Annotated in this window: 20 protein-coding genes and 1 pseudogene; 15 read left to right on the top strand and 6 right to left on the bottom strand. The window is 54.2% G+C overall.

The window, feature by feature from the left end:
- Positions 1-2: 2 nt before the first annotated feature.
- From ACOOFE_RS10920 to ACOOFE_RS10980, 13 genes and pseudogenes are all read left to right on the top strand, one after another.
- The gene (locus tag ACOOFE_RS10920; protein WP_420414934.1) at positions 3-1,190 is read left to right on the top strand and encodes a Gfo/Idh/MocA family protein; all 1,188 of its coding nucleotides are present in this window, start codon (positions 3-5) and stop codon (positions 1,188-1,190) included.
- 183 nt (positions 1,191-1,373) lie between these two features.
- Positions 1,374-2,288 carry a sugar phosphate isomerase/epimerase family protein gene (locus ACOOFE_RS10925; protein ID WP_420414935.1) on the top strand — a complete coding sequence of 305 codons (915 nt, stop codon included), beginning with the start codon at positions 1,374-1,376 and terminating at the stop codon, positions 2,286-2,288.
- Complete coding sequence (locus tag ACOOFE_RS10930) at positions 2,269-3,801, top strand: aldehyde dehydrogenase family protein (RefSeq protein WP_420414936.1); 1,533 nt, start codon at positions 2,269-2,271, stop codon at positions 3,799-3,801. Before ACOOFE_RS10925 ends, ACOOFE_RS10930 begins: the two co-directional genes overlap by 20 nt.
- Positions 3,692-5,356 (top strand): thiamine pyrophosphate-binding protein, encoded by a 1,665-nt coding sequence (locus ACOOFE_RS10935; protein WP_420415567.1) that lies wholly within the window; start codon positions 3,692-3,694, stop codon positions 5,354-5,356. The genes ACOOFE_RS10930 and ACOOFE_RS10935 overlap by 110 nt, the downstream gene beginning before the upstream one ends.
- Before the next feature lie 678 nt (positions 5,357-6,034).
- Entirely contained in the window at positions 6,035-6,787 is a 753-nt protein-coding gene (locus ACOOFE_RS10940; protein WP_420414937.1) for a GntR family transcriptional regulator, read from the top strand.
- Between the two features lie 110 nt (positions 6,788-6,897).
- The gene (locus ACOOFE_RS10945; protein ID WP_420414938.1) at positions 6,898-7,995 is read left to right on the top strand and encodes a cupin domain-containing protein; all 1,098 of its coding nucleotides are present in this window, start codon (positions 6,898-6,900) and stop codon (positions 7,993-7,995) included.
- Between the two features lie 160 nt (positions 7,996-8,155).
- Positions 8,156-9,358, top strand: a complete 1,203-nt coding sequence (locus ACOOFE_RS10950; protein WP_420414939.1) for an ABC transporter substrate-binding protein — start codon at positions 8,156-8,158, stop codon at positions 9,356-9,358.
- A 65-nt stretch (positions 9,359-9,423) separates the two neighbouring features.
- Positions 9,424-10,197 (top strand): ABC transporter ATP-binding protein, encoded by a 774-nt coding sequence (locus ACOOFE_RS10955; protein ID WP_420414940.1) that lies wholly within the window; start codon positions 9,424-9,426, stop codon positions 10,195-10,197.
- Positions 10,194-10,922, top strand: coding sequence for an ABC transporter ATP-binding protein (locus ACOOFE_RS10960; RefSeq protein WP_420414941.1), 729 nt, complete (start codon positions 10,194-10,196; stop codon positions 10,920-10,922). Before ACOOFE_RS10955 ends, ACOOFE_RS10960 begins: the two co-directional genes overlap by 4 nt.
- A 77-nt stretch (positions 10,923-10,999) precedes the next feature.
- Positions 11,000-11,809: a branched-chain amino acid ABC transporter permease gene (locus tag ACOOFE_RS10965; RefSeq protein WP_420414942.1), complete on the top strand. Its 810-nt coding sequence runs from the start codon at positions 11,000-11,002 to the stop codon at positions 11,807-11,809.
- Entirely contained in the window at positions 11,809-12,753 is a 945-nt protein-coding gene (locus ACOOFE_RS10970) for a branched-chain amino acid ABC transporter permease (protein ID WP_420414943.1), read from the top strand. The genes ACOOFE_RS10965 and ACOOFE_RS10970 overlap by 1 nt, the downstream gene beginning before the upstream one ends.
- Before the next feature lie 109 nt (positions 12,754-12,862).
- A pseudogene (locus ACOOFE_RS10975) lies at positions 12,863-13,753 on the top strand (aminotransferase class V-fold PLP-dependent enzyme); the annotation flags it as partial.
- A gap of 150 nt (positions 13,754-13,903) precedes the next feature.
- The gene (locus ACOOFE_RS10980; RefSeq protein WP_420415568.1) at positions 13,904-14,773 is read left to right on the top strand and encodes a cyclase family protein; all 870 of its coding nucleotides are present in this window, start codon (positions 13,904-13,906) and stop codon (positions 14,771-14,773) included.
- 26 nt (positions 14,774-14,799) lie between these two features.
- Here ACOOFE_RS10980 and ACOOFE_RS10985 read toward each other — a convergent pair whose 3' ends face one another.
- The 6 genes from ACOOFE_RS10985 to ACOOFE_RS11010 all read right to left on the bottom strand — a co-directional run bounded on the left by ACOOFE_RS10985 (position 14,800) and on the right by ACOOFE_RS11010 (position 21,516).
- Positions 14,800-15,603 (bottom strand): ATP-binding cassette domain-containing protein, encoded by an 804-nt coding sequence (locus tag ACOOFE_RS10985; protein WP_420414944.1) that lies wholly within the window; start codon positions 15,601-15,603, stop codon positions 14,800-14,802.
- Positions 15,600-16,466 (bottom strand): ABC transporter ATP-binding protein, encoded by an 867-nt coding sequence (locus tag ACOOFE_RS10990; RefSeq protein ID WP_420414945.1) that lies wholly within the window; start codon positions 16,464-16,466, stop codon positions 15,600-15,602. Before ACOOFE_RS10990 ends, ACOOFE_RS10985 begins: the two co-directional genes overlap by 4 nt.
- Positions 16,463-17,314 carry an ABC transporter permease gene (locus ACOOFE_RS10995; RefSeq protein ID WP_420414946.1) on the bottom strand — a complete coding sequence of 284 codons (852 nt, stop codon included), beginning with the start codon at positions 17,312-17,314 and terminating at the stop codon, positions 16,463-16,465. The genes ACOOFE_RS10990 and ACOOFE_RS10995 overlap by 4 nt, the downstream gene beginning before the upstream one ends.
- Entirely contained in the window at positions 17,307-18,317 is a 1,011-nt protein-coding gene (locus ACOOFE_RS11000; protein ID WP_420414947.1) for an ABC transporter permease, read from the bottom strand. Before ACOOFE_RS11000 ends, ACOOFE_RS10995 begins: the two co-directional genes overlap by 8 nt.
- A gap of 68 nt (positions 18,318-18,385) precedes the next feature.
- Positions 18,386-19,915 (bottom strand): ABC transporter substrate-binding protein, encoded by a 1,530-nt coding sequence (locus tag ACOOFE_RS11005; RefSeq protein WP_420414948.1) that lies wholly within the window; start codon positions 19,913-19,915, stop codon positions 18,386-18,388.
- A gap of 38 nt (positions 19,916-19,953) precedes the next feature.
- Complete coding sequence (locus tag ACOOFE_RS11010; protein WP_420414949.1) at positions 19,954-21,516, bottom strand: phytoene desaturase family protein; 1,563 nt, start codon at positions 21,514-21,516, stop codon at positions 19,954-19,956.
- A 117-nt stretch (positions 21,517-21,633) separates the two neighbouring features.
- Here ACOOFE_RS11010 and ACOOFE_RS11015 point away from each other — a divergent pair, with 117 nt between their 5' ends.
- On the top strand, positions 21,634-22,425 hold the full coding sequence (locus ACOOFE_RS11015) for a cyclase family protein (protein ID WP_420414950.1): 792 nt from the start codon (positions 21,634-21,636) through the stop codon (positions 22,423-22,425).
- Between the two features lie 6 nt (positions 22,426-22,431).
- On the top strand, positions 22,432-23,997 hold the full coding sequence (locus tag ACOOFE_RS11020) for a phytoene desaturase family protein (protein ID WP_420414951.1): 1,566 nt from the start codon (positions 22,432-22,434) through the stop codon (positions 23,995-23,997).
- The last annotated feature ends 26 nt before the right edge of the window (positions 23,998-24,023 follow it).

The following is a 24,023-nucleotide window of genomic DNA, read 5'->3' on the forward strand; positions in this document are numbered from 1 at the left end:
CCATGAGCAGAATTTTACCTGAGAGTTTGGACTTCGACGGACCGTTCCCCCGCCAGAGTCGTCGGCTGAGGTTGGGCGTTATCGGCGGAGGGCGCATCTCTGTTACACAGGCAACCGCCGCCCGATTGACCGACCGTTGGGAGGTCGTCGCTGGGGCGCTTAGCTCAGACCCGATAAAGGCACGTCAGCGATCCGAAGAGTGGTTCATTCAGCCGGATCGAAGCTACGCATCGTTCAACGAGATGGCATCGGTCGAAGCCGGTCGGCCGGATGGTGTCGACGCAGTCATGATCACGACACCCAATCACGTTCATTTCGATGCTGCCAAGGCCTTTCTGGATCAGGGTATCGACGTTTTGTGTGACAAGCCGCTGACCAATGATCCCGGTGAGGCGGATCAGCTCGTCGCGATTGCCCGGGAAACAGGCCTCGTCTTTGCGGTCGGTTACACCATGTCCTGTTTTCCCATGATCCGTCAGGCACGGGAAATTGTGAAACAGGGCGGCATTGGAAGGATCAATCAGATCCATGTCGAGTTCATGCAAGATTGGATGACACCAGAGACTGTTGCCGAAGCCGATCATGTCAAATGGCGTCTGGACCCGGCCAAGTCCGGAAGAACCAGCTGTACAGGTGACATCGGCACGCATGCGGCGCACCTGGCCAGTTTTGTTTCAGGGCTGGAGATGACGCATCTGCGTGCGGAAATGCATGTTTGCGGTGCTCCAAAACCTCTTGAAGATACGGTCTTCATGTTTACCAGGTTTGAAAACGATGTGCCCGGTACATTGATGGCAACGCGGCTTGCTCCCGGAAATCGCGGTGGTTTGCGTCTGCGTGTTTTTGGCAGCGAAGGGGGGCTGGAGTGGGATCTGGAAAAGTCGGAACAGCTCAAGTTCAACCGTTTTGGCGAACCTGACCGGATCATCAGCCGGGGGCATGGCCACGGTGTCAGCGCTAAAACGGAACGTTTCGTGCGTGCGGCACGGGGTTTCCCGGAAGGGATCATCGAAGCCTGGGCGAACCTCTATACGGAATTTGCCATGGCGGTCGCGGCACGCAGAGACGGCGTAACGCCTCCCGAGGGCTGGCTCGATTACCCGACGGTCGCTCAGGGGGCCAAGGGCGTTCACTTCGTGGAGGCCTCCGCAAACTCTGCGGAAACAGAATCCAGCTGGCAAAAAATCTGACAAAAACTCGACCCCTCAGTTGGCAGATGCCGCTAGCTGAGGAGTAGTTGTATGAAAAGAATAGGTTTTCTTCGTTTTTTAAAGTCTTCGAAAGCGCAGGCATAAAATATTTGATAAATATAAAAATATCAGATATTTTTAAAAACACAGGATAAATTGTGTCACGCCTTACGGAGCCCGCGCATGCCCGCGAAACATCAGGCAGACCCGGAACAGCCACTCTATTCCCTCGCTCATCTGACGCTGATCAACGCGACGGTGCCGGAGTTGATCTACGTTGCCGCGCGCGCAGGTTATGATGCGGTGTCGCCGCGCTTTCTTCCCATGCATGTTCCGGGCGAGTTCACCCAGTCACCGATCAGCAAGACCCAGGTCCAGGCGACGAAAACGGCGCTCGCCACGACAGGACTGAAAGTCCTCGATATCGAGCTTGCAAGGATCACGGAAGATTGCGATCCACGAGGTTTCGAACGGGCGTTGGAGCTTGGCGGCGAATTGGGTGCCAAGCGCATGATCGTGAGTGCTTGGACGCAGACGCGCGACGATCGGAACTTCCTGATCGACGTCTATGGCGAAACCTGTGACCTTGCAGAGCCCTATGGATTGACCGTCGACCTCGAGTTTCCTTCCTTTTCCAGGCTGCGCACGTTGGACGAGGCCCTCGATATCGTTCGCGCCGCGGACAGGACAAATGGCGGCATCCTCGTCGATACCCTTTATTTGCACCTGAGCCGAGTGGACATAGGCGAGTTGCTCCACGTTCCGTCCGATCTTCTGCATTTCCTTCACATTTCAGACTGCCTGCCGGGGATCGCAGATACGCGCGAAGGCATGATCCAGCTGGCCCGGGATGCACGGCTTTATCCGGGCGAAGGCTGGATCGACTTTGCCGGCATTATCGAGCGCATGCCGCCGGTCGACTACTCCATTGAACTTCCCAACACCGCACGTATCGCTGAGCTTGGATATGAAGAACATGCTCGCCGCTGCCTGCACCACGCCAAACAGAAATTCGGGGCCGCCCGGTCACAGCGCCGCACGATAGACCTCGTTCCCCTTCAGACCAAAGAGGACAGTTATGGGCAAAGAGCTCACTGAAGAAGACCGCGCATTGGCAAATGTAATGCTGGCGCGTGCACGCGCAGCCATGGCCGAGATCGAGGACTGGAGTCAGGAAGACCTGGACCGACTTGCGCAGGCCATCGGCTGGTATGCGGGCAATGAGAAAACCTTCACGCGGCTGGCGCAACAGGGCGTCGACGAAAGTGGTATTGGCGACAGGGAAGGGCGTCCCGGCAAGCGTTTCAAGATCTATGGTGTATTGCGGGACGCATTGCGCCAGAAATCGACCGGGATCGTGGAAGTGGACGAGGCCAGGGGCCTGGTCAAATACGCAAAGCCCGCCGGTGTGATCGCTTCGCTCATTCCGATGACCAACCCAGCGCTGACACCTCCGGTTACCGGCATCTACGCCGCTAAGGCTCGGAACGCGGTGATCTTTTCTCCGCACCCACGAACCCGAATAACAACCTCCCAGATGACCGATGTGCTGAGGCAGGCCTGTCGGGATGTCGGCGCGCCGGAAGACCTCTTCCAGTGCGTAACCCATCCTTCGATCCCGCTGACCCAGCATTTGATGGAAATTTGCGATCTCACGCTGGCGACAGGTGGCAAGCCAATGGTGAAGGCTGCTTATTCTAGCGGCAAACCGGCGTTCGGGGTGGGGGCGGGCAATTCCTCCATCGTGATCGACGAGACTGCCGATATCGAGATCGCTGCCAAAAACACCCGTATGTCCAAAACCAGCGATTTTGGGTCCGGGTGTTCGGCGGACGGCAACATCATCATTCAAAACTCGATCTACGAGAAGATGGTGAAGGCGCTCGAAGATGAAGGTGGATACCTCTGCAACGACGAAGAAAAGGCCCTGCTGGAAAAGGCAATGTGGGACGAAAAGGGCAACCGGACGTTCCCGACGATTGCCTGCAAGCCACAACAGACAGCGGAAGTCGCGGGTTTTGCCATTCCGGAAGATCGCAAGTTCTTGATGGTGGAAAACCAGGGGTGCATTGGACCAGAGCACAAGTTCTCAAAGGAGAAGCTCACCACTTTGATGGCGCTTTATCACTTTGAAAACTTCGATGATGCGCTTAACACGGTGAGCAAAATCTACGAGGTCGGGGGCAAGGGGCATTCCTGCGGCATCTATAGCCATAACGATGACCATATTGATCGTCTTGCGCGCCTGGCGCCTGTCAGCCGCATGATGGTTCGACAGCCCCAGTCGAAAGCAAATGCAGGCAGCTTCACCAACGGCATGCCCATGACCAGTTCATTGGGATGCGGCATCTGGGGCGGTAACATTACGAATGAGAATGTCACGCTCAAACACATGATGAACTACACTTGGGTCAGCCGTCCTATTGCGTCGGTCGGGAGGTTGCGTGATGGACGCCATCCTGAACAAGCCCAAAACCGTTGCAGAGCACATCGTCGATTATCTGGAAAGGCGTCATGTAAAGCACATCTTCGGTCTTTGCGGTCACACCAACATTGCCGTGCTGGCAGCGTTGGCAGACAGTCCGATCGACTTCGTCACTGTGCGCCATGAGCAGATCGCCAGCCATGCGGCCGACGCCTATGCGCGGGTGACAGGAAAGGCATCCGTCGTCCTGTCGCACCTGTCTCCTGGGTTGACCAATTGCGCAACTGGCGTTGCCAACGCAGCGCTCGACTGTATTCCAATGGTTGTCATCGCCGGTGATATTCCAACTCATTATTATGGCAAACACCCGCATCAGGAAGTGAACCTTCACGCCGACGCGGCGCAGTGGGAGATCTATCGCCCGTTCGTCAAGAGAGCCTGGCGGGTAGATCGCGCAGACCTGATGGCCGAAATTCTGGAAAAAGCCTTTCATCTGGCTGACTCCGACAGTTTCGACCGGATCGCTTCGAACACCCGAGCTCTGGTCAAACCGTCCATAGATGATGAAACAGCGCGACAGATCGTGACCAGACTGGCCGAAGCGGACAAGCCGGTTGCCTATGTCGGAGGCGGCATTCTGCTTGCCAAGGCAAGCGAGGAGCTGCGTGAATTCGTTGAGCATATGGGGATGCCGGTCGCGCATTCGCTCATGGGCAAGGGCGCTTTGCGCGACGATCATCCCCAGGTGCTTGGAATGACAGGTTTCTGGGGAACAAGTCTGGTCAACCAGACGTGTCTCGACGCAGACTATGTCTTTGCTGTGGGAACAAGGTTCAAAGAGGCCGACTGCTCCAGCTGGTATCCGGGCTACACATTCAATATTCCCGGGTCCAAGGTGATCCACATCGACATCGAACCCTCTGAAATCGGTCGCAATTATCCGACCGAAATTGGTGTCGTCGCCGATGCGAAGGCGGCTCTGCGGACCCTAACACGCGTTGCCCGAGAACTTTATCCGGAAGGGCTCAAACGTTCGGACCTCGTTTCCAAGATTTCCCAATTCCGGAAAGACTTCAAAGAGTCCAACACGGAAATGGCAACTTCTCCAGCGTTTCCGATGATGCCGGAACGCATTCTTTCCGATACCCGCATGGCGTTGCCGGACGATGCGATCATCACGACGGATGTGGGCTGGAACAAGAACGGGGTGGGACAACAGTTCGACATCCTGACACCGGGCTCGATCCTCACGCCAGGCGGTTTCGCTACGATGGGCTTTGGCCCTCCGGGTGCTATTGGCGCCAAACTGGCAGCTCCGGAGCGTGTGGTCCTCAGCCTCGTCGGCGATGGTGGATTCGGCCAGAACCCTGCCATGTTGGCGACCGCTGTTGAGCTCGACCTCGGCATCATCTGGCTGGTGATGAACAACAACGCATTCGGTACCATCGCTGGGCTTCAGAAAGCCCATTACGGACTGACCTACGGCACTACGTTTCCAGGCACCTCAGCGGAACCAGAACATGGCCCGGACTACGCTCAAATCGCACGAGCCTACGGCGCAGTCGGCATTAAGGTTGGCAGTGCGGATGAGCTGCTTCCGACGCTCCAGGCTGCCGTTGAGAGCGGCAGGCCTACAGTGCTGGATGTGCCCATGATCAACAACCCGACCCCAACCACGGGTCACTGGAACATCCTCGATATTTACTCACCGGACCGGGAAGTCAGCCATGTTGCAACGTGAGACACGTCACGGCTGCAATATGAGAAGATGAGGCCTGTCGAGAAATCTACACCGGCTAGGGTTTATTTGGCGCCAGAATTGTGCCGCTCCCAGTGTTGTTATGTTGCGCAACGTTGCAAATAATCATTGCGCATCAACTGCCGGACAGAAGTTCTGCTCGGGTATCAGCAACCTTATATGCTGATTTAGAAGTAGATCCTGCCCGGCAGTCTTAGCCCGATGCCACCATCCAGTCCTAATTCCGCTAAGATTCTTTTTCGTCCTTTGAGACGATGGCCAAGTCCTCCAGCATCGACACTTTCGGCCCTAAGTTGTCATTTTAACCAGGTTTGGTGGAGGTCTCGATGGAGTCCTATTTGCTAACTCGTCGGGGTGCAATTAGCGGCGGCTTTCATGCTCTCGCTAAAACGCAGTTCGGGTAGCTTCTTCCATGGCATCAACTGTATGCGCAAAAGAACTGCTTTTTTCAAAAAGTTCAATGCCAACATTTTGCTTGCCGATGCTCGTCCCTTATAAATTGCCCTTGATTTGCGCATTTGATCAAAATATCATGACGGATAATATGCAAGTCCCGGCAATAGTTTGGGCTGATTAGTCCTGGTTTTCCGGTGATTGACAAATGATTGGTGGGGAGCCCCCGGAACAGCAGGGGCAGCTACGGGGATCGGATCTGAAGAGATGGTGACGCCAGACGAGCGCAAAATATTGGCCGAGGGTGCCCCTGACGGAACGCCTGTTCTCCGCCTTGCTGGTTCTCGCGTCACCCTGGCGGATCGTGTTTACTTACAAATCCGAAATGCGTTGATGTCTGGCCAGTTCATGCCTGGGCAAACGCTGACGATCGACCTTCTGTCGAAACAGTTCGGTGTCAGCCATATGCCTGTCCGCGAAGCGTTGCGGCGGCTGAGCGCAGTGGAGGCGCTGGAAGTAGCGCAAAATGGCTCCGCGCGGGTGCCTTTGGTCTCTATCGAACGGCTAAGCGATATCTGCACCAACCGTTTGCACATCGAGAGCCATGCAGCGGCTTTGGCAGCTGGTAAAATCGACGCAGACTCACTTTCAAAACTGACTGCCATTGCCGAGGCACATGAAGACTGCCGCCAAAACAACGAAGTTTACCGGATGCTCGAGCTCAATCAGCAGCTGCATTTCGAAATTTACGCTTTGGCCGGATCACCGATCATGATGCAGATCATCGAGAACTTGTGGTTACGTCATGGGCCTTACATGCGGTTGTTGACAGACGATCTGGTGAAGCAGGTCGGGCCGAACTCCAATCTGGAAGTCGGGCCGGGACACAAGATGTTGATGACCGCGCTGAAAGCCGGGGATGAGAGTGCCGCAGCTGCTGCACTCAAAACCGACATTTTGGGTCCGTACGAAATGCTTCAGGAGCTCTGTCGTGAATATATAGAGGCAGAGCGGAGATGACTATTGAGGTGGTAATAATCAGCATAAGCGCAGGTGCATAACAAGAAAAACCAAAGTGAAATACCAAAAGAAAGTGGCAATTAAACAATAACAGCAGCGGCGGGGGGCAAATGGCTGAAGAGATCAGGGCAGAAGTGAAATTGTCGAGCACGGATTTGCGTGCAGATCTACCGTTTATGACTGAGCGCCTGGGTCTAGATCTTGATACGATCTATCCTGCCGATAATCCGCAGGTCGCAGTTCTGTCCGGTCACGGTGTCCGCCTCAGGATACAGGAAGATGGGTCCGGGCCCTCCGGCGAAATCGGGCTGATGGCCAGCAATCCGGATGCGATTGCTGATGGTGCGCGCGACCTCGTATCACCCGGCGGCATCAAGGTGCGGATTGACGAACTCAATCCACCGCTTGTGCTGCCCCAAACCGAACACGCCTTTGTCGTGCGGCGGTTGGCAGACCAAGCGCCTTGGGTCATTGGCCGAGCTGGTATGGAATATCGTGACCTGGTGCCGTCTCGCCTGGGCGGTGCGATGATTGCCTCTCATATAAGGGTTCCCGATGGCCCGGTGCCGGATATGGTTCATTTCCATAAGGTCGGGTTTCAGCTCATTTTCTGTATCCGGGGCTGGGTCGACGTTCTTTATGAAGATCAAGGCGATGTTCGCCGTTTGCATGCCGGAGACTGTTTTATCCAGCCACCGGAAATCCGGCATAGGGTTCTTCATGCTGCGGACGGGATTGAAGTTGTCGAGATTGGGGTTCCTGCCGAACATGTCACCGAAATCGACCACCTAATGAAATTGCCCACGCCGAACTTTCGGCCGGAGCGGGAATGGAACGGGCAAAGATTTGTACATAGTATTGCCAAAGACGGTGTGTTCGCGCCGTTCCGAATTCCAGGTTTTGAAGCACGCGACACAACGATCAACGAAAACACCAAAGGCGTCGCTTCTGTTCTGGTGGCCCGGCCAGTTGGCGGGGATCCTAAATGGACCCGGCATCACGGCGATATTGTCTTCAATTTTGTCATGTCCGGCAGCATGGTTTTGGAGGGTGAGGGCAAAGATCCGTTCCAATTGTCACCGGGCGACGCATTTGTCGTTCCTCCGAAAATGGCAACAAGATACCGAGACATGACAGAGGACCTGCAGCTGATGGAGGTCAGTTTGCCAGGCACTTTCAAAACGGAAATTGAGGGAATTGATTATTGAACGGAGACTTTGGGTTTTTGCTTCTGAGGAGGGGACAAGAACCTGAAAAGTAGATGCGCAGAGAAAAACAATACCGCGCATTTTAATGGGCATTTGCCAGTTGAACGCAGCAATTCACGCGCAAAACTGGATGGGTGTTGACCAAAAAGGGAGGAATGAAATGAGCAAATCAACAAGCTTATTGGCTGCGGCAGCACTGGTCGTAACCGGAAGTGTCGCCTTAGCTGATGACACGAAAGTCGGTATCTTGATGGATATCACAGGGCCGATCGCGAGTTTCATTCCGCCATTGCAAAATGCGGCCAATCTGGCTGTCAATCAAGCGAACGAGCAAGGCGGATTGCTCGATGGTAAAGCCATTGCCGTATTTGGTGATACCACCGGGTCAGCACAAGGCGCTGTCGATGCCGCGGGCAAGCTGGTCAATATTGAGAATGTTCCGATCATCATGGGGTCGCTCATGTCCGGCACGACGATCGCAGCAGCTGAAGCGGTCGCAATACCAGCCGGTGTTGTGCAGATTTCGCCAACGGCAACATCCCCAGCGATTACCGACATTGAGGACAATGACCTGATGTACCGGATCGTTCCATCCGACAATTATCAGGGGGAAGTGCTTGCCAAAATGGTGCTGGAAGCCGGCAACAAGGAAGTTGCCGTCACCTATGTGAACAACGATTATGGTGTCGGCATCGGCCAGACGTTCATTGAAGCTTATAAGGCTGCAGGCGGAAAGATTACCTCCGCTGTCAAACATGAAGAAAAGAAAGACTCCTATCGCTCTGAGCTGGCAACACTTTCGCAAGCTGGTGGCAGTGCGTTGGTCGTCATTGCCTATGCGGGCGATTCAGGCGGCAAGATTGTCAAACAATCGATTGAGGGCGGCCTGTTCACCAACTTCATCGGTACAGATGGTTTGCGCGATGAAGCGTTGATCAACGATATCGGCGCTGAAGCATTGGCGACATCGTTTTTTTCATCGCCAACATCGCCGGCTGACAATCCGAACCAGGGCACGTTGCATGAGTTGTACAACGCCGCTTATGGCGAAGGTGCGGACAAGGCGTTTGTCGATCAGACATATGATGCAACATTCCTGACATTGCTGGCGATTCAGAAGGCTGGATCAACTGATCGCGGAGCCATGGCGGCAGCTCTTCGTTCGGTCGCTTCAGCCCCAGGTGAAAAGGTCGGCCCTGGTGAATGGGCCAAGGCCCGGAAGTTGTTGATGGACGGTAAGGACATTGATTACGACGGTGCTGGCGGGACTTATGACTTCGACAAGAACGGCGATGTGTCTGGATATATCGGCAAGTTCGTTGTTGACGGAAGTACCTACAAACAAACCGAAGTGATGCAATAACTCACGACGGTTTTGACGATATGCATCACCCGGCTCCCGGGTGATGCAAGCGGGTAGGGGGGACAATGATCCGTGTCGAACATGCCACCGTCAGCTTTGGCGGGCTAAAGGCAGTCAACAATCTGAGTTTTGATATCGAAGATGGTCAGATTACCGGTCTAATCGGCCCCAATGGGGCCGGCAAGACAACCATGTTCAATGCCATCGCCGGTCATGTGCCACTGAGCACCGGCAGGATATTTCTGCAAGACACCGATATCACCGCACTGGCACCCCATGCCCGATCAAAACTCGGTTTGGCGCGCACGTTTCAATTGCCGCATGAATTCGCCCGTTTGACGGTTTTAGAAAATTTCATGGTTTCGGCGGCAATGCCCATCGGCGAAAACGTCTTCAACGTTGTGTTTAGGCGGGGGCGGTTTCGCGGCGAAGAGCGTGCGGCCTATCATGAGGCTCGCGAGATGATTGAGCTGCTGGAAATCGACCATGTTGCCGACGAGTTGGCAGGCAATCTTTCCGGAGGGCAAAAGAAGTTGCTCGAGCTTGGCCGGGCATTGATGACCAAACCCTCCATCATTTTGCTTGATGAAATTGGTGCGGGCATCAACCGCACGCTTCTCGCCAAATTATCGGAAAAGATCCTTTATCTGAACCGGGAAAAGGGATTGACCTTCTGCCTCATCGAACACGACCTCGATTACGTGTCCAAACTTTGTAACTCCGTTGTCGTCATGGCGCAGGGCGAGTTGTTGATGTGCGGCACAGTCGACGAAGTGCGGCAAGATGAGCGCGTGATCGAAGCCTACTTTGGCGGTGGTAAATATGAGGCGACGGCATGACCTCTGTGCTCAGTGTCTCGGGCATTACAGCTGGATATGGCGGCGCCTCCATAATCGAAGAGATCAATCTAGATTTGGCTCAACACGAAATTGCAGTTGTCATTGGCCCGAATGGAGCTGGTAAATCGACGCTGCTCAAGACGATCTTTGCTCTGACAAGCATCAGCGATGGTTCCATTCGTTTCATGGGCAAGGACATTACCGGTGTTAAGACCAACGATCTGGTGCCGCTTGGCATTTCCGCGGTTCCCCAGAACCGGAATGTGTTTCCGACGCTTACGATCGAAGAAAACCTTGATATTGGCACATATGCTTCACCGCCTAATGATAAAAAAGCAATACGTGACAAAGTATTGGGACTGTTTCCTGATCTAGTAGATAAGCTGAATCAGCCTGCCGGTGAGCTCTCAGGTGGTCAACGGCAGATGGCTGCTATGGGGCGTGCATTGATGAGTGAACCTTCATTGCTGTTGCTCGATGAGCCGACAGCTGGCTTGTCACCAGCTTACCTGGAAAAGATCTTTGATCTGCTGCTTGATATTCGCAAAAACGGTGTCACCATTTTAATGGTTGAACAAAATGCGAAACAGGCACTGCGCATTGCCGACAAGGGGCATGTGTTGGTGAATGGTCGCAATTTTGTGTCCGACACAGGCGCAGCCCTATTGGCAGATGAGAGCGTACGCCGCTCCTTTTTGGGGGGGATGGACTCATCAACGATATAGTCTTTTTCATAAACCTGTATCTGGTGCCCGGGCTGACCATTGGGTCGATATATGCCTTGGGCGCAGTCGGAATCTCCATGATATTCGGTATTTTGAGGTTCGCTCATTTTGCCCATGGCGATCTGATGACCATCGGTGGCTACGGCGTTCTGACGGCGGTCTGGTTAATCCCGTTGCATCCTTTGTTGCTGCTGCCCTTTGGCATTGCGCTATCCGTAGTTGCTGCGCTGGCCGTTGACCGGTTTTTCTATCGGCCACTGCGCCAGTTGCCGACCATCTACACGGTGATTTCCTCCTTCGGTGTTGCGCTGATTTTCCGCTCTTTGGCACAACTGTTCTGGAGTTCAGGTAATCAGGTTTTCATTCCCGGTGTGCGCCCGCCTTTAGTGCTGTTTGATACATTCCGAATTTCCGTTCTCCATGCCCAGGTGATCGTCCTGACCATCTTGATTGCCTTCGCGTTGCATTTGTTTCTCAGCCGCTCTCGAATGGGCCGGTCGATGCGAGCTGTCGCGGATGAGCCGGAGCTGGCGGAAGTTGCTGGTCTTGATACCGAGCGTGTGGTCCGCTGGACATGGATCATAGGCGCGTCACTGGCGGCAACAGCAGGTGTTTTTGCCGGAATGGACACCAGTATGCACCCTAATCTCGGTTGGAACTTGTTGCTGCCAATGTTTGCCGCTGCGATCTTAGGCGGTATTGGCAGACCTATGGGCGCCATTGCAGGTGGCTTGATCATCGGTCTTGCTGAGGAATTGGTGACCTATCCCTGGATAGGGACAGATCCCTTTATCTCTCCCTCGTATAAAACCGCCATCGCGTTCTTCTTCATGGTTGGTCTGCTGATCTTCCGTCCGCAAGGGCTGTTCAAAGGGAGGCTGCTCTGATGGAGTTGACCGGGCTGTTCTTCTATGTCGTAAGCTTGCTGATTGCCGGTGGTATCTATGCGATCCTGTGTCTGGCGCTGAATATTCAGTGGGGCATGGGTGGTTTGTTCAACGCCGGAATCGCGGGTTTCTTCGCGGTGGGCGCATACAGTTCGGCCATCGTGACCGCGGCCTCCACTCACAAACATCTTGGCGGATTTGAACTACCAATCCCGTTCGGCCTTGCTGCGGCCGCAATGATCGCCGGACTGGCAGGGTGGGCGGTGGCTCGGATCTGCGTTCGGTTGAAGAGCGATTATCTTGCAATGGCGTCGATTGGTATTGCAGAGATTCTACGTCTTGTGATCGTCAACGAAGATTGGCTGACAAATGGCAGTCTCGGGATCTCAAGGATCCCACGCCCCTTTGGTGATTTGGTGCAAGGACGTGCCGGCGACTTTGTCTTCTTGTGTGTGGTTTGGAGCATCGTTGCGATCGTCTATGTGATCGCGCAACGTCTTTATCAAAGCCCTTGGGGCCGTGTTCTGCGCGCGATCCGCGACAACGAACATTCCGCAAAGGCCGTAGGCAAGGATGTGGAGAAATTTCGGCAACAGACCTTCATCATTGGTGCCGCGATTATGGGGGTCGCCGGGGCTTTGTCTGCGCATTATTTCAAGTTTTTGTCCCCAACTGCGACCGAGCCACTGCTGGTAACCTTCCTTGTCTGGGTCATGTTGATGGCTGGCGGATCAGGAAACAATCGTGGGGCGATCCTGGGCGCTATTGTCATCTGGTTCATCTGGTCAGCAACGGAAATCCTAACCAGCAGTTTGCCACCGGAATGGATCACCCGTTCGTCCTACATTCGGATGTTGCTTGTCGGTCTGCTTCTGCAATTCGTGTTGCAGCGGTTCCGTGCGGGGTTGCTGCCGGAGAAACCTCCAAAGATCCACTATGACTAAAAAAGGCCGGCACATGAGTGTTGCGACGAGAAACGCTACTCCAGAGGCTTACTTCCTCTACCATTCCATCGGAATGTATCCGGGCAAGGAAGACGATCTCGTAGCGGCCATGGGCGAATATGCAAGGGTCTGGTCTGCAACGAATGACCAGCAGTGGGGCTATGTGCTGCGAAAACGTCAGGATTTCATTGATCACTGGCGCCAAATCATCAATGCGCCGAAAGGCTCTCTGACAACTTGTGACAGTGTGACCCAAGGGGTGCATTCCATCGTGACCGGCATGCAGCCAAGCCGGTTGAAGGGAAAGAAAGTGCTGGTGGCGGCAGATTGCTTTCCATCGGTACACTTCCTGCTGTCCGGACTGGCGCAACGTTTTGATTTCACACTTGTCACTGTTCCCAAACGGGAGGGCGAAACCTGGGTTGCTGATGAGGATTTCATCAATGCCTGGGACAGGGATGTAGCGCTGGCCTTGGTTACCTGGGTGACCTCAACAGGGTCGTTCCGATGTAATCTGGAAGCTGTCGTGGCTCATGGCCGCGAGATGGGCAGCTTGATTGGGGTGGATATTACTCAGGCAGCGGGATTAATCCCGTTTGACGTCATGGCACCTAAAATCGACTTCGCAGTGTCCACCAGCCTTAAATGGATGTGCGGGACGTCGGGTGCCGGCATGATCTACATGGACAAGGATCTGATCCCTGATTTCGAGCCAGAAGTTCGTGGTTGGTTTTCTCAAAATAATCCCTTCTCCTGGGATCTGGACCGGTTTTCATTCGCGCCCGATATGCGTCGCTTTGACAGCGGAACACCTGCCTCTGTTCCGGCCATCGCGTCTCTTCCGGCGCTGAAATGGCATGCAAAACAAGACAGGGCAGATATGGTTCGCCACAATCGCGAACTCATCGACATGATCATTGGTCACGCTGACAATCTGAACCTGCCACTGCAAAGCCCCCGCGATGCGAGCAACCGCGGCGGTTCAATCATGCTGCAGATGCCAAACAAGGCGGAAGCTGGGGCCGTCGTCGGCGCTCTTGGTGTTGAAGGCATTTCTGTCGACTTTCGCGATCAATTGATGCGCCTGTCACCCGGAGTTCTGACGGAAGCAGATTCTGTTGAGAAAACCTTCGATATTGTTGGTCAGGTGATGAAACGCCGGTCCGCCAGGTTTGCTGGTAAACAACCGGAAAGTGATCAGAAGTCCACGCCCAAATTCAATCCCGATGAAGTACTGGGCAGTCTCGGCACAAAACTCCTGAACGGTGAGATCAAAGTGATTGATTGCACGGCTGTTCTTGGACCGAATACACCGATCCTGCGCTTGCCGGAAGGATTTGCGAAAAACACGCCGAAAGTCGAGATCCACAAAATCAGTGAATATGACTTGGACGGACCATTCTTTGCCTGGAACTGGCTGAAACTGGGCGAACATTCTGGGACCCACTTCGACGCGCCACATCACTGGTTGTCTGGCAGAGACTTTCCCGACGGCTACACCGATACGCTCGATGTTCAACGGTTGATGGCGCCGGTCAATGTGATTGATTGTTCGACGGAATGCGCTGACGATCCCGATTTCCTGCTTACTGCGGAAGCGGTGAAGGACTGGGAAGCAGAGCACGGAGAAATCGGTGCTGGTGAGTGGGTCGTGATGCGCACGGACTGGGATAATCGGGCGGATGTTGAAGACGAGTTCCTGAACGAAGATCCCGATCCGCTGGAGGACGGGGCGCACAGTCCTGGACCGACAACTGGGTGCATCGATTATCTGTTGTCCAAGGGCATCGTCGGCTGGGGCAGTCAGTGTATCGGAACGGATGCGGGAATGGCCGGCAAGTTTTCACCACCATATCCGGCGCATAATCATTTGCACCGGGATAATTGTTTTGGCCTGGCAAGTCTGGCCAATCTCGATCAGCTGCCACCCAAGGGCGCAATCTTGATTGCAGCGCCTCTTAAACTGGAACGTGGTACCGGCAGTCCCATTCGGGCCCTGGCGCTGGTTCCAACCGGGTGAACACTTGATGCATCATGGAATTCGGTTCACTCCCAAACCTGGTTTGGATCTGGGAGTGGGATTGCAGCTAAGAGTTCTTTTGAGTACGCGCTGGCCGGGTGATCAAACAGAGCAGCCGTTTCGGCGTTTTCAACGATTTCGCCATGCTGCATGACGATGATCCGGGTGCAGAGCCGACGGATAACAGACAGGTCGTGACTGATGAAGGCAAGGGTCAGCCCTAGCTCGGTCACGAGATCTGCCAGGAGATTGAGAACCTGTGCCTGGCTGGAGACATCCAACCCGGACACAATTTCGTCAGCTAGAATAAACTCCGGTTTGAGCGCGATCGCGCGGGCGATGCCAACCCGCTGGCGTTGACCACCAGACAGCTCATGTGGGTAGCGGTGGCGGAAATCGCGGGGCAAACCAACATGATCCAAAGCTTCGTCGACGCGTTCACTGATCCGGTCCATATCGTGCAGACGGAGCGGCCCGGCAATAATACCACCAACCCTTCGACGGGGATTAAGTGAAGACATCGGGTCTTGAAAAATCATTTGAAATTTCTGGCGAATAGGGCGTAATTGGTCTTCATTCAAATGCGTTATGTCCTGGCCCGCAAAGTGGATGCTACCGCTTGTTGGCTCCAGCAATCGAAGCAGAGTGCGCCCTAAGGTAGATTTGCCCGACCCCGAGCCGCCCACAATTCCCAATATCTCGCCACGAGGAATGGTGAAACTCAAGCCTTTGAGAATTTCAATGCGTGGCGCAGCACCCACGAGTGGTTTTCGAGCCATATCGGGAAGCGACAATTTCAAATCGTGAATATCAAACAACAAATCACTCATACCTTACCTCGATCGAATGCGTCGACTTCAGCGCGTGTCGCGTCGGTTACGGACTGGGGCACGGGCATAAGGCTGCTGTCGGGGTCGGTATATTTGGGCGTTGCTGCCAGAAGTGCAGCTGCATAGGGATGGGAAGGTCCGTTGAAGAAATCAGAAACGCGCGTGTCTTCAATAACCTTGCCCGCATAAAGGACGGTCAGCGTTTGGCAGACTTTTGAAACCACACCAAGGTCATGTGTAACAAAGACAATTGCGGTGTTGTGTCGTCCCTGCATTTCCTTGATCAGTTTTAAAATCTGTTTTTGAACCACCACATCCAGAGCGGTCGTCGGTTCATCAGCGATAATAAGATTTGGTTCTGCAGCAAAAGCTGAGGCAATCAAGATCCGTTGACGCATGCCACCCGACAACTCATGGGGATACGACTTCATAACCCGATCAGGGTCGGCGATATGCACCTCGTTTAGCAATTCGCGCGCTCTCATTTCGGCATCAGTGCGTTTCCAGTTCAGGATCTGCACCAATCGGTCGGTGATTTGCGGGCCGATACGGCGCGAAGGATTGAGCGCCGTCAGAGGGTCTTGCGGGATCAGCGCCGCCTTGGCTCCAATACGGTTACGCCGTTCGGAATTGGACAATTCAAGCAGGTTTTCGCTGTCCAGCCAGATTTCGCCGCTGCTGATCTCGACGGATCGGGGCAGTGTTCCAAGGATTGCCTTGCCGATCATGGATTTACCTGCGCCGCTCTCGCCAACGAGGCCACGGACATCACCCGCATTGACATCAAAACTGACCGAACGCAGGATTGTCGGCCCATGGCGCAAACGGGCAGTCAGATTGCGAACCTTTAAAAGTGCACTCATCGCAACACCGGATCGAAACGGTCTTTCAGACCCTCGCCTAATTGACTGAAACTGAGCACTGTCAGGAACAGGGCCACAAGCGGAACAACCAAGACCCACCAGGCTTGATGAATAGAAATCCGACCTTCGGAAATCATTCCGCCCCAGGTCGGTGCATCGGTCGAGATCGACAGGTTCACGAAACTAAGGATCGCTTCGACAATGACAGCGATGCCCATTTCCAAGGTGAGCAAGGTGACTATTGTTGCCAGCACATTGGGCAGGATCTCGGCGAGCAATGTTCCCATTCGCGTGCGTCCTGCGACCTGTGCCGACGCGACATAATCCATCACCGACTGGTTCATGGTTTCAGCCCTTATGACACGGGCAAATCGTGTCCAGTCGATCACGACAATGGCGATCACGATCGACCAAAGTCCTGTTCCCAAAACAGCAATCAGCAAGATCGAGAACAAAACTGGCGGGAATGCCATCCAGATTTCGATCAAACGAGAGACAACCAGATCCACCCAGCCGCGATAATAACCTGCCAGCAGTCCCAGCGCGGAGCCGATGAGGCATGTCAGCGTTCCGGCGGTGATTGCAACGATCAGGGCTGTCCTGGCGCCATAGATGACGCGGGATAGGACATCTCTTCCAAGACTGTCGGACCCGAGTGGAAAGCCTGGCTCAGATCCTGAAACCCAGAAGGGGGGGAGCCGAGAGGTGAACAAGTCTTGTGCCAGTGGATCTTGCGGGCTTACCCAGGGGGCAAAAATGGCCACAGCGGCGACCAGCAGCAACCAACCGCCTGAAAGCCAAAGGCGTACACCCAATCCTCTATGAACAGTTCGATTTGCCTCAGCCATGCCGCAGCCTCGGATTCAAAAAGGCATAAGCCAGATCTACGATCAGGTTCACACCCGTGAATATGAGGGCGAATAGTATGACAATCCCCTGAATCAGCGGCAGATCCCGGTTGATCACGGCATCGATGGCCATGTTTCCAAGACCTTCATAGGAAAACAGTCGTTCGATGATCACCGTACCTCCGATTAGGAACGTGAATTGCACACCGACAAGCGTTAGGGTCGGCAGGATGGCATTGGGCAGCGCCTCGCGGGTGATGACGTGGTTTTCGGCATACCCTTTGGTTCGCGCCAGCGTGACATAATCCAGGTGCATGGTTTCCTTCAGGGATTGCTTCAAAAGCTGAGCAATGATCGCCGCAAGCGGGATCGCAAGCGCAACTGCCGGCATGAACATGTGTGAGACAATGTCAGCCCAAATGTCGAAACGAAGCCGCAGAACACTTTCAAACAAATAGAAAGACGTCAGGAAATCGAAATCCAATGACGGTGATATACGGCCGGAAATGTGGAAGATGGGTACTAAAACGCCGAACAGCAGAACAAGCACCAGTCCCCAGAGAAAGTCTGGAATGGAGAGAGCTACGCCATTGGTGACATCAATGGCCGCTTCCACCTTGCTGTGGCGGAAACGCGTTCCTGTCAGGGCCAAGACACCGCCGATGAACACGGCAATTACTAGTGCCATGATCGAGAGTTCAAGCGTGGCGGGAAGGCGGCCCAAGACCAGATCGAGTACCGGTTGGCGTAAAGAAATGGAATTGCCAAAATCGCCTTGAACCACGCCGCCGATCCAGATCACGAACTGTTCTACGATGGATTTGTCGAGGCCATAAAGAGACTTCAAACGATCAATGTCTGCTTCGGAGGCTCCCGGCGGCAGCATCATCGCGATCGGATTGCCTGGGACCACCCGGATCACGAAAAAGACGATCACGGCGGCCCCAAGCAGGGTGACAAATGTGGTCGCCAGGCGTTTTAAGGTACGTCTGAGAATGAGCATGAAACGTCTGTCGCTATTGGCGGACAAGCCCTGCTTCAACACACGGCTTGTCACACCATTTGGCTTCTTTATCCGCGGGTCATCAGATGCGGAAGCAGTGCTCCCGAGGCGTGCGGTGTTACTTTGACGCCGGAAGAATGCAGGATTGGCTGGACATACTGCAGGAGCGGTATGACTTCTGCGTTTTCAGCAATGTGCCGGTCGACTGCTTTCCAGCCTTCAATGCGCTTGGCCTCGTCCTTCTCTCCCCAGAGCGGAAGGATCATCTCCAAAGTTTCCTTTCCGTCCCAGACTGAATGCGGGGAGGGCCCAAACATTGCAAAACCGGTCGATGTGGTTGGATCGCCTACCGAATTGCCCCAGTTGTAAAACGCTGCCGGAGCTAAAGTGTCTGCCGCACGCAGTTCGTAATGTTTGGCAATCTCGTAGACTTCGATTTCCGCCTCGATACCGACCTTGCGCCACAAGCCGACAATGGCTTGAATGATTTCATAGTCCTTCGGTTTGAACCCCCGGGTAGACTGGATCGTGAACTTGACTGGATTGTCCGTCGAATAGCCGGAAGCGGCGAGAAGTTCCTTCGATTTTTCCGGGTCATAGGGAACTTTGATCGATGCATCGAAGGCTGCGTAATCCGGTGTTTGCAACGTATCGATGGCCACGCCATAACCTGACAACAAACGATCGATGATGAGTTGTTTATCGATGGCGTGAGCCGCAGCCATGCGCACATTCGGATCGGTCATGACTTCGATATCGTTGATGAATATCATGCCGATATCTGAAATGGGCTTGGCCACACCGGATATCCCGTTCCCAGACTTCAACCGGTCAAATTCCTCATACGGAACTTCCAGCGTGACATGTGAGTTGCCACTTTCAATTTCTGCGACACGGCTGGCCGCGTCGGTCACGAATTTGATGGTGACGGTTTCGAACTCGGGCTTCCCGCCCCAATAGTTTTCATTGGCTTTGAGACGGACAAAGGCGTTGCGCTCAAAGGAATCGACCATGTAGGGGCCTGTGCCGATCGGAGCGGCTTCAAAACCTTCCGCCCCGACTTTTTCGTAATAGGCTTTTGGTAAAACGTAGCCAGTCAGGAACGACATCCATTTGAAGATTGTCGGCTCATAGGAAATGACATCCGCCGTGATGCGGTTTCCGTCGATTGAAAAGTTTCCGATCTTGCTCCAGATGAACTGAATCGGATTGCCGGTGTCTTCTCTGCCAGCACGTTCCAGGGACCAGACAACATCTTCAGCCGAAAATGCTGACCCATCATGCCAGGTGACGCCTTCGCGCACATCCATGTAGATCTGGCTTGCGTCATCATTCCAGCCCCATTCGGTGATCAGGCCAGGACCAAAACTCAAGTCGGGATTTTGCGCGATAAACAGGTCAAAAACCGACTGATAAATGCCTTGGATGGTCGGATTGACCGCCGATGGACCAACTGTCGGATCCCAGCTCGGCAAATTGACGTTGTAGGCTATCACCAACTCGTCGATATTTTGAGCCCAAACCGGCATTCCAGCCGTGCTCAATGCCATCGCGGCAACAGAAACCTTCAGCAAATTGCGCCTTGAAAGTGTTGTCATTGTTCCCTCCCAGAAATGTTGTTTTTAAATTCCCTGACTCATTTTCCAGCCAGTTTTTGCGCTAACAAAAAGCCCGGTCCAGCACCGGTTCCAGCTCCCGGCCAGACGGCTGCTCCCGTGTGATGCAGGTTGGCGATTGGCGTATTGCCGTCGGCGTGTCCGCGAAATGGCCGAAATAGAAAATGCTGATTGAGGTGGTGGCTGCCGCACACCTGGTCGCCGCCGACCAGGTTTGGATTGTCAGCCTCCAGATCCATCGGGCTGACAATGTGCTTGCCAATGATCTTCGCGCGGGTACCCGGCGCATAGGCCTCTAAGATGTCCAAAGCGCGTTCGGCAAATGGCTCGGCGGCGTCTTGCCAGTTCATGGCTGCAATTTCGCCAGCTGCATCGCCGCGAATTTCGCCAGGCGCCATTCGAACTTGCAGCCACAGAACATGTTTACCTTCCGGAGCCCGGCTGGGATCTACGGTCGTCGGCTGGCCGCAGACAATAACGGGTTCCTTTGGCAAAAGGCCTGCTTGCGCTTCCTGATAGGCCCGCGCCATATAGTCCATCGACGGTGCGATGTGGACATAGGCGAAATCGCGGAGTTCCGGGCCCGCGGTCCAGTCAGGCAAGTCCTCCATCGCCAGATGGATCATCATTGTCCCTGGCGCGTGCCTGAATTTCGAAAGACCCTTGTCGTAGGCCTTGTTGCCCGTCTCACCGGCAAGCCGTGCGAGCGCGCGAGGCGAAACATTGGCAATAACAGCCTTTTTGGCCATCACTTGACGTCCATCAGCCAGTACGATGCCGCGCGCCTGCCCATTTTCATGCAAAACGCGAGTAACGTTGGCGCCGCATTCTATGGTCCCGCCATTTGCATCAATCATGGCTTTCAGCGCGTTCGTGACGGTATTTGCACCACCTTTGCCAAGCACCATGCCAAAGGCTTGTCCGGCCATCGCCTCCAAATAGGGGAATAGGGCACCTCCGGCGATATCGGGTGCAAAGTCCAGATGCATGCCCCAAGCGGCAAGAGTGGCTTTGACATGATTTGATTCAAAGGTTTCATCGAGCCAGCCACGTGGCGACATCATCATAAACCTGGCCAGATCGAGCGTACCGTTTATGCCAAGTTTCGGCAGCGTCTTTAAGGCCAACTTTGCCATAGAGCGCTTGTTCACCGGGCTGCCAAGAAGATCAAATATCGGCGCAGCATCCGAAAAGAAACTTGCGCTCATTTCTCTCCAGGCTCGGGCGTCTGAAGGCGAAAAATCGTCAACGCGCGCTGCGGTCGCCACCGGGTCAGCGCTCACACCAAACCATTTTCCGTCCGGAAAGACGCTTGCAAACGGGTTCTGTGCCGGAACATAGTCCAGCCCGTGACTGGAAAGAACGTCTCCATAGGTCTTGGAGAATTGAGAGCCTGCAAACAGAGACAGGTTCATGGCAGCCCAGTCGTGCCTGAAGCCCGGCAGCGTCAATTCAGCGGTCTTGATCGCCCCTCCAGGTACTGCAGCTTGTTCATAGACAGCCACACTCCAGCCCTTTGTCGCCAGATGAGCTGCGCAGACAAGTGAATTGTGTCCGGATCCGATGATGATTGCGTCTGTCACGAGTGCCTATCGATTTGCTTTATGCTTAAAGAATATTTGCAAATGCATATAATTTTGTCTAGCAAGAAATATGAAAATGAATAAAGTTCTGTAGTCGAAGCCTAGGGAGGAAACCATATGAGCTCCGCAAAAACAGTAGAAATTCTCGGCGCTGCGCTGCTGTCTGGTGATGTTGAAGTTGTCGATTGCTCAGGTGTTTTGGGACCGGAAACACCGATTATTCAATTGCCGCCCGAGTTTGCAAAACCCACTCCCAAAGTGGAGATCAACAAAATCTCAGAATACGATTCCGACGGTCCGTTCTTTGCGTGGAACTGGATGGTGCTTGGTGAGCATTCCGGAACTCACTTTGACGCTCCCCATCACTGGATTACCGGAAAAGACTATCCGGACGGATATACCGATACGCTCAATGTTCAGCGTTTGGTGGCGCCGGTAAACGTCATTGACTGCTCTGAACAGTCTAAAGCCAATCCCGATTTTCTTCTGGATGCTGCCGGTGTGAAAGCCTGGGAGGCTGAACACGGTGAGATCAAGGCCGGTGAATGGGTGGTGATGCGTACCGATTGGGACAGCCGTGTCGACGATGAAGCTCAGTTCCTCAATGCAGATGAGACGGGGCCTCATTCGCCTGGTCCAACTGTTGATTGCATAGAGTATCTGTTGTCAAAGAACATCGTTGGCTGGGGAACCCAGTGTATCGGCACTGATGCCGGTCAAGCTGGCGGGATGGAGCCTCCTTATCCAGCGCACAATCTATTGCACAAAAACAACTGCTTCGGCCTGGCATCGTTGGCCAACCTCAAAAAGGTACCGGCCAAAGGCGCAATCCTGATTGCAGCCCCACTCAAAATTGAAAACGGCACAGGCAGCCCAATCCGGGCACTGGCGCTCGTTCCCAAGGGATAGCGGCATATGGCGCAGCCAGATCACATCATTGTCGGTTCGGGTATCAACGCCCTTGTCGCTGCGGCGATGCTGACAGCTTCCGGAAAAAAAGTTCTTGTGCTGGAACAATCGGACCGGCCGGGCGGGTGTATGCGAACGGATGAAATCACAATTCCGGGATTTCATCATGATGTAATGGCTGCGACATTTGTTTTGTTTCTGACCTCTCCGGCTTATGCAGCGCTTGCAGAAGATTTGACGCGGCATGGTTTTGAACTCTGCCACTCCAATTATCCAACCGCTGTTGTCCGTCCCAATGGCAACGTCGTTCGCCTCACGATGGACCGCGAATTGAACCGAGCTGCCTTCAACTCACTTCATCCCGGAGATGGTGATGTTCATGTTGCAGATGTAGATTCCATCGAACAAGAAGCGCCGTTTCTGTTCACAATTCTGGGCGGGTCTTTGTGGGCCTGGCCAACGGCACGCTTGATGGCCGGACAAGCGTGGAAACGAGGGCTTCGTGGACTTGTCGCCTGGATTGGCGAAGCTTTACGTCCTGCACGCGCCTGGTTGGAGAGCGGCTACCAAAGCCCGGACGTTCAGGCCCTTTGGTCGCCGTGGGTTCTGCATACTGGCCTGACGCCGGAAAGTACGTATTCCGCACAGATGGGCAAGGTGATTGCCTTTGCCCTTGAGGCCGCAGGTGCGCCAATCGTCAAGGGAGGTGCTGGCAAAGCTGCTGAAGCATTTCAGGCTTTGATTGAAGAGAAGGGCGGAGAGATCCGTTGCAATACTGAAGTTGACCGTATTCTCGTTGAAAATGGCCGTGCTGTGGGCGTCCTTACAGCCAGCGGTGAAAAACTCCTGGCAGGCGATGTGATTGCATCTGTTGCGCCCGGTCAGCTCTATCAGCGGTTCTTGCGCGAAGACGTGCCGGCAGATCAAAATGCGGCTCAGGAATTCCGGCATGGTCGGGGCAATTTTCAAATGCATTTTGCGCTCGATAAAGTTCCGAATTGGAAATCTCCGGATCTCGGGGAAGTTGCCCTGATCCATCTAGCGGATAGTATTGATTCCGTTTCAAAATCGGCAAACGAAGCCGAAAGGAGTATGCTGCCCCAAACGCCGACAATTTGTGTCGGCCAACCACACCAGCTAGATCCGACACGCTGTCCTGATGGCAAGGCGATCCTCTGGATACAGGTCCCTGATGCCCCGCGCTTCATCAAAGGTGATGCGGCTGGTGTGATCGAGACCGATGGCTCTTGGAATGAGGCAACGCGGGAGGCTTTTGCGGACAGGGTCGAGGCCATCCTTGAACAGCATATTGAGGAATTCGCTGCAATTAAATTGGCAAGGCGGACTTATTCGCCAGCGGATCTCGCCGAAATCAATCCCAACCTGGTCGGTGGTGATCCGTATGGCGGCGCTTGCACGATCGATCAGTTCTTTGTCTGGCGGCCCTTTTCCGGATCCGTCAACAACGCAACGAAAATATCGAACCTCTATCACATTGGAGCTTCCACACATCCTGGGCCCGGACTTGGTGGAGGGTCAGGCTACAATCTGGCCCGGAAGCTGGGGGCCTGATCAACAACTGATAGATCAGGCAAACG

It is taken from the genome of Roseibium sp. (assembly GCF_965216085.1).
Classification (GTDB): Bacteria; Pseudomonadota; Alphaproteobacteria; order Rhizobiales; family Stappiaceae; genus Roseibium.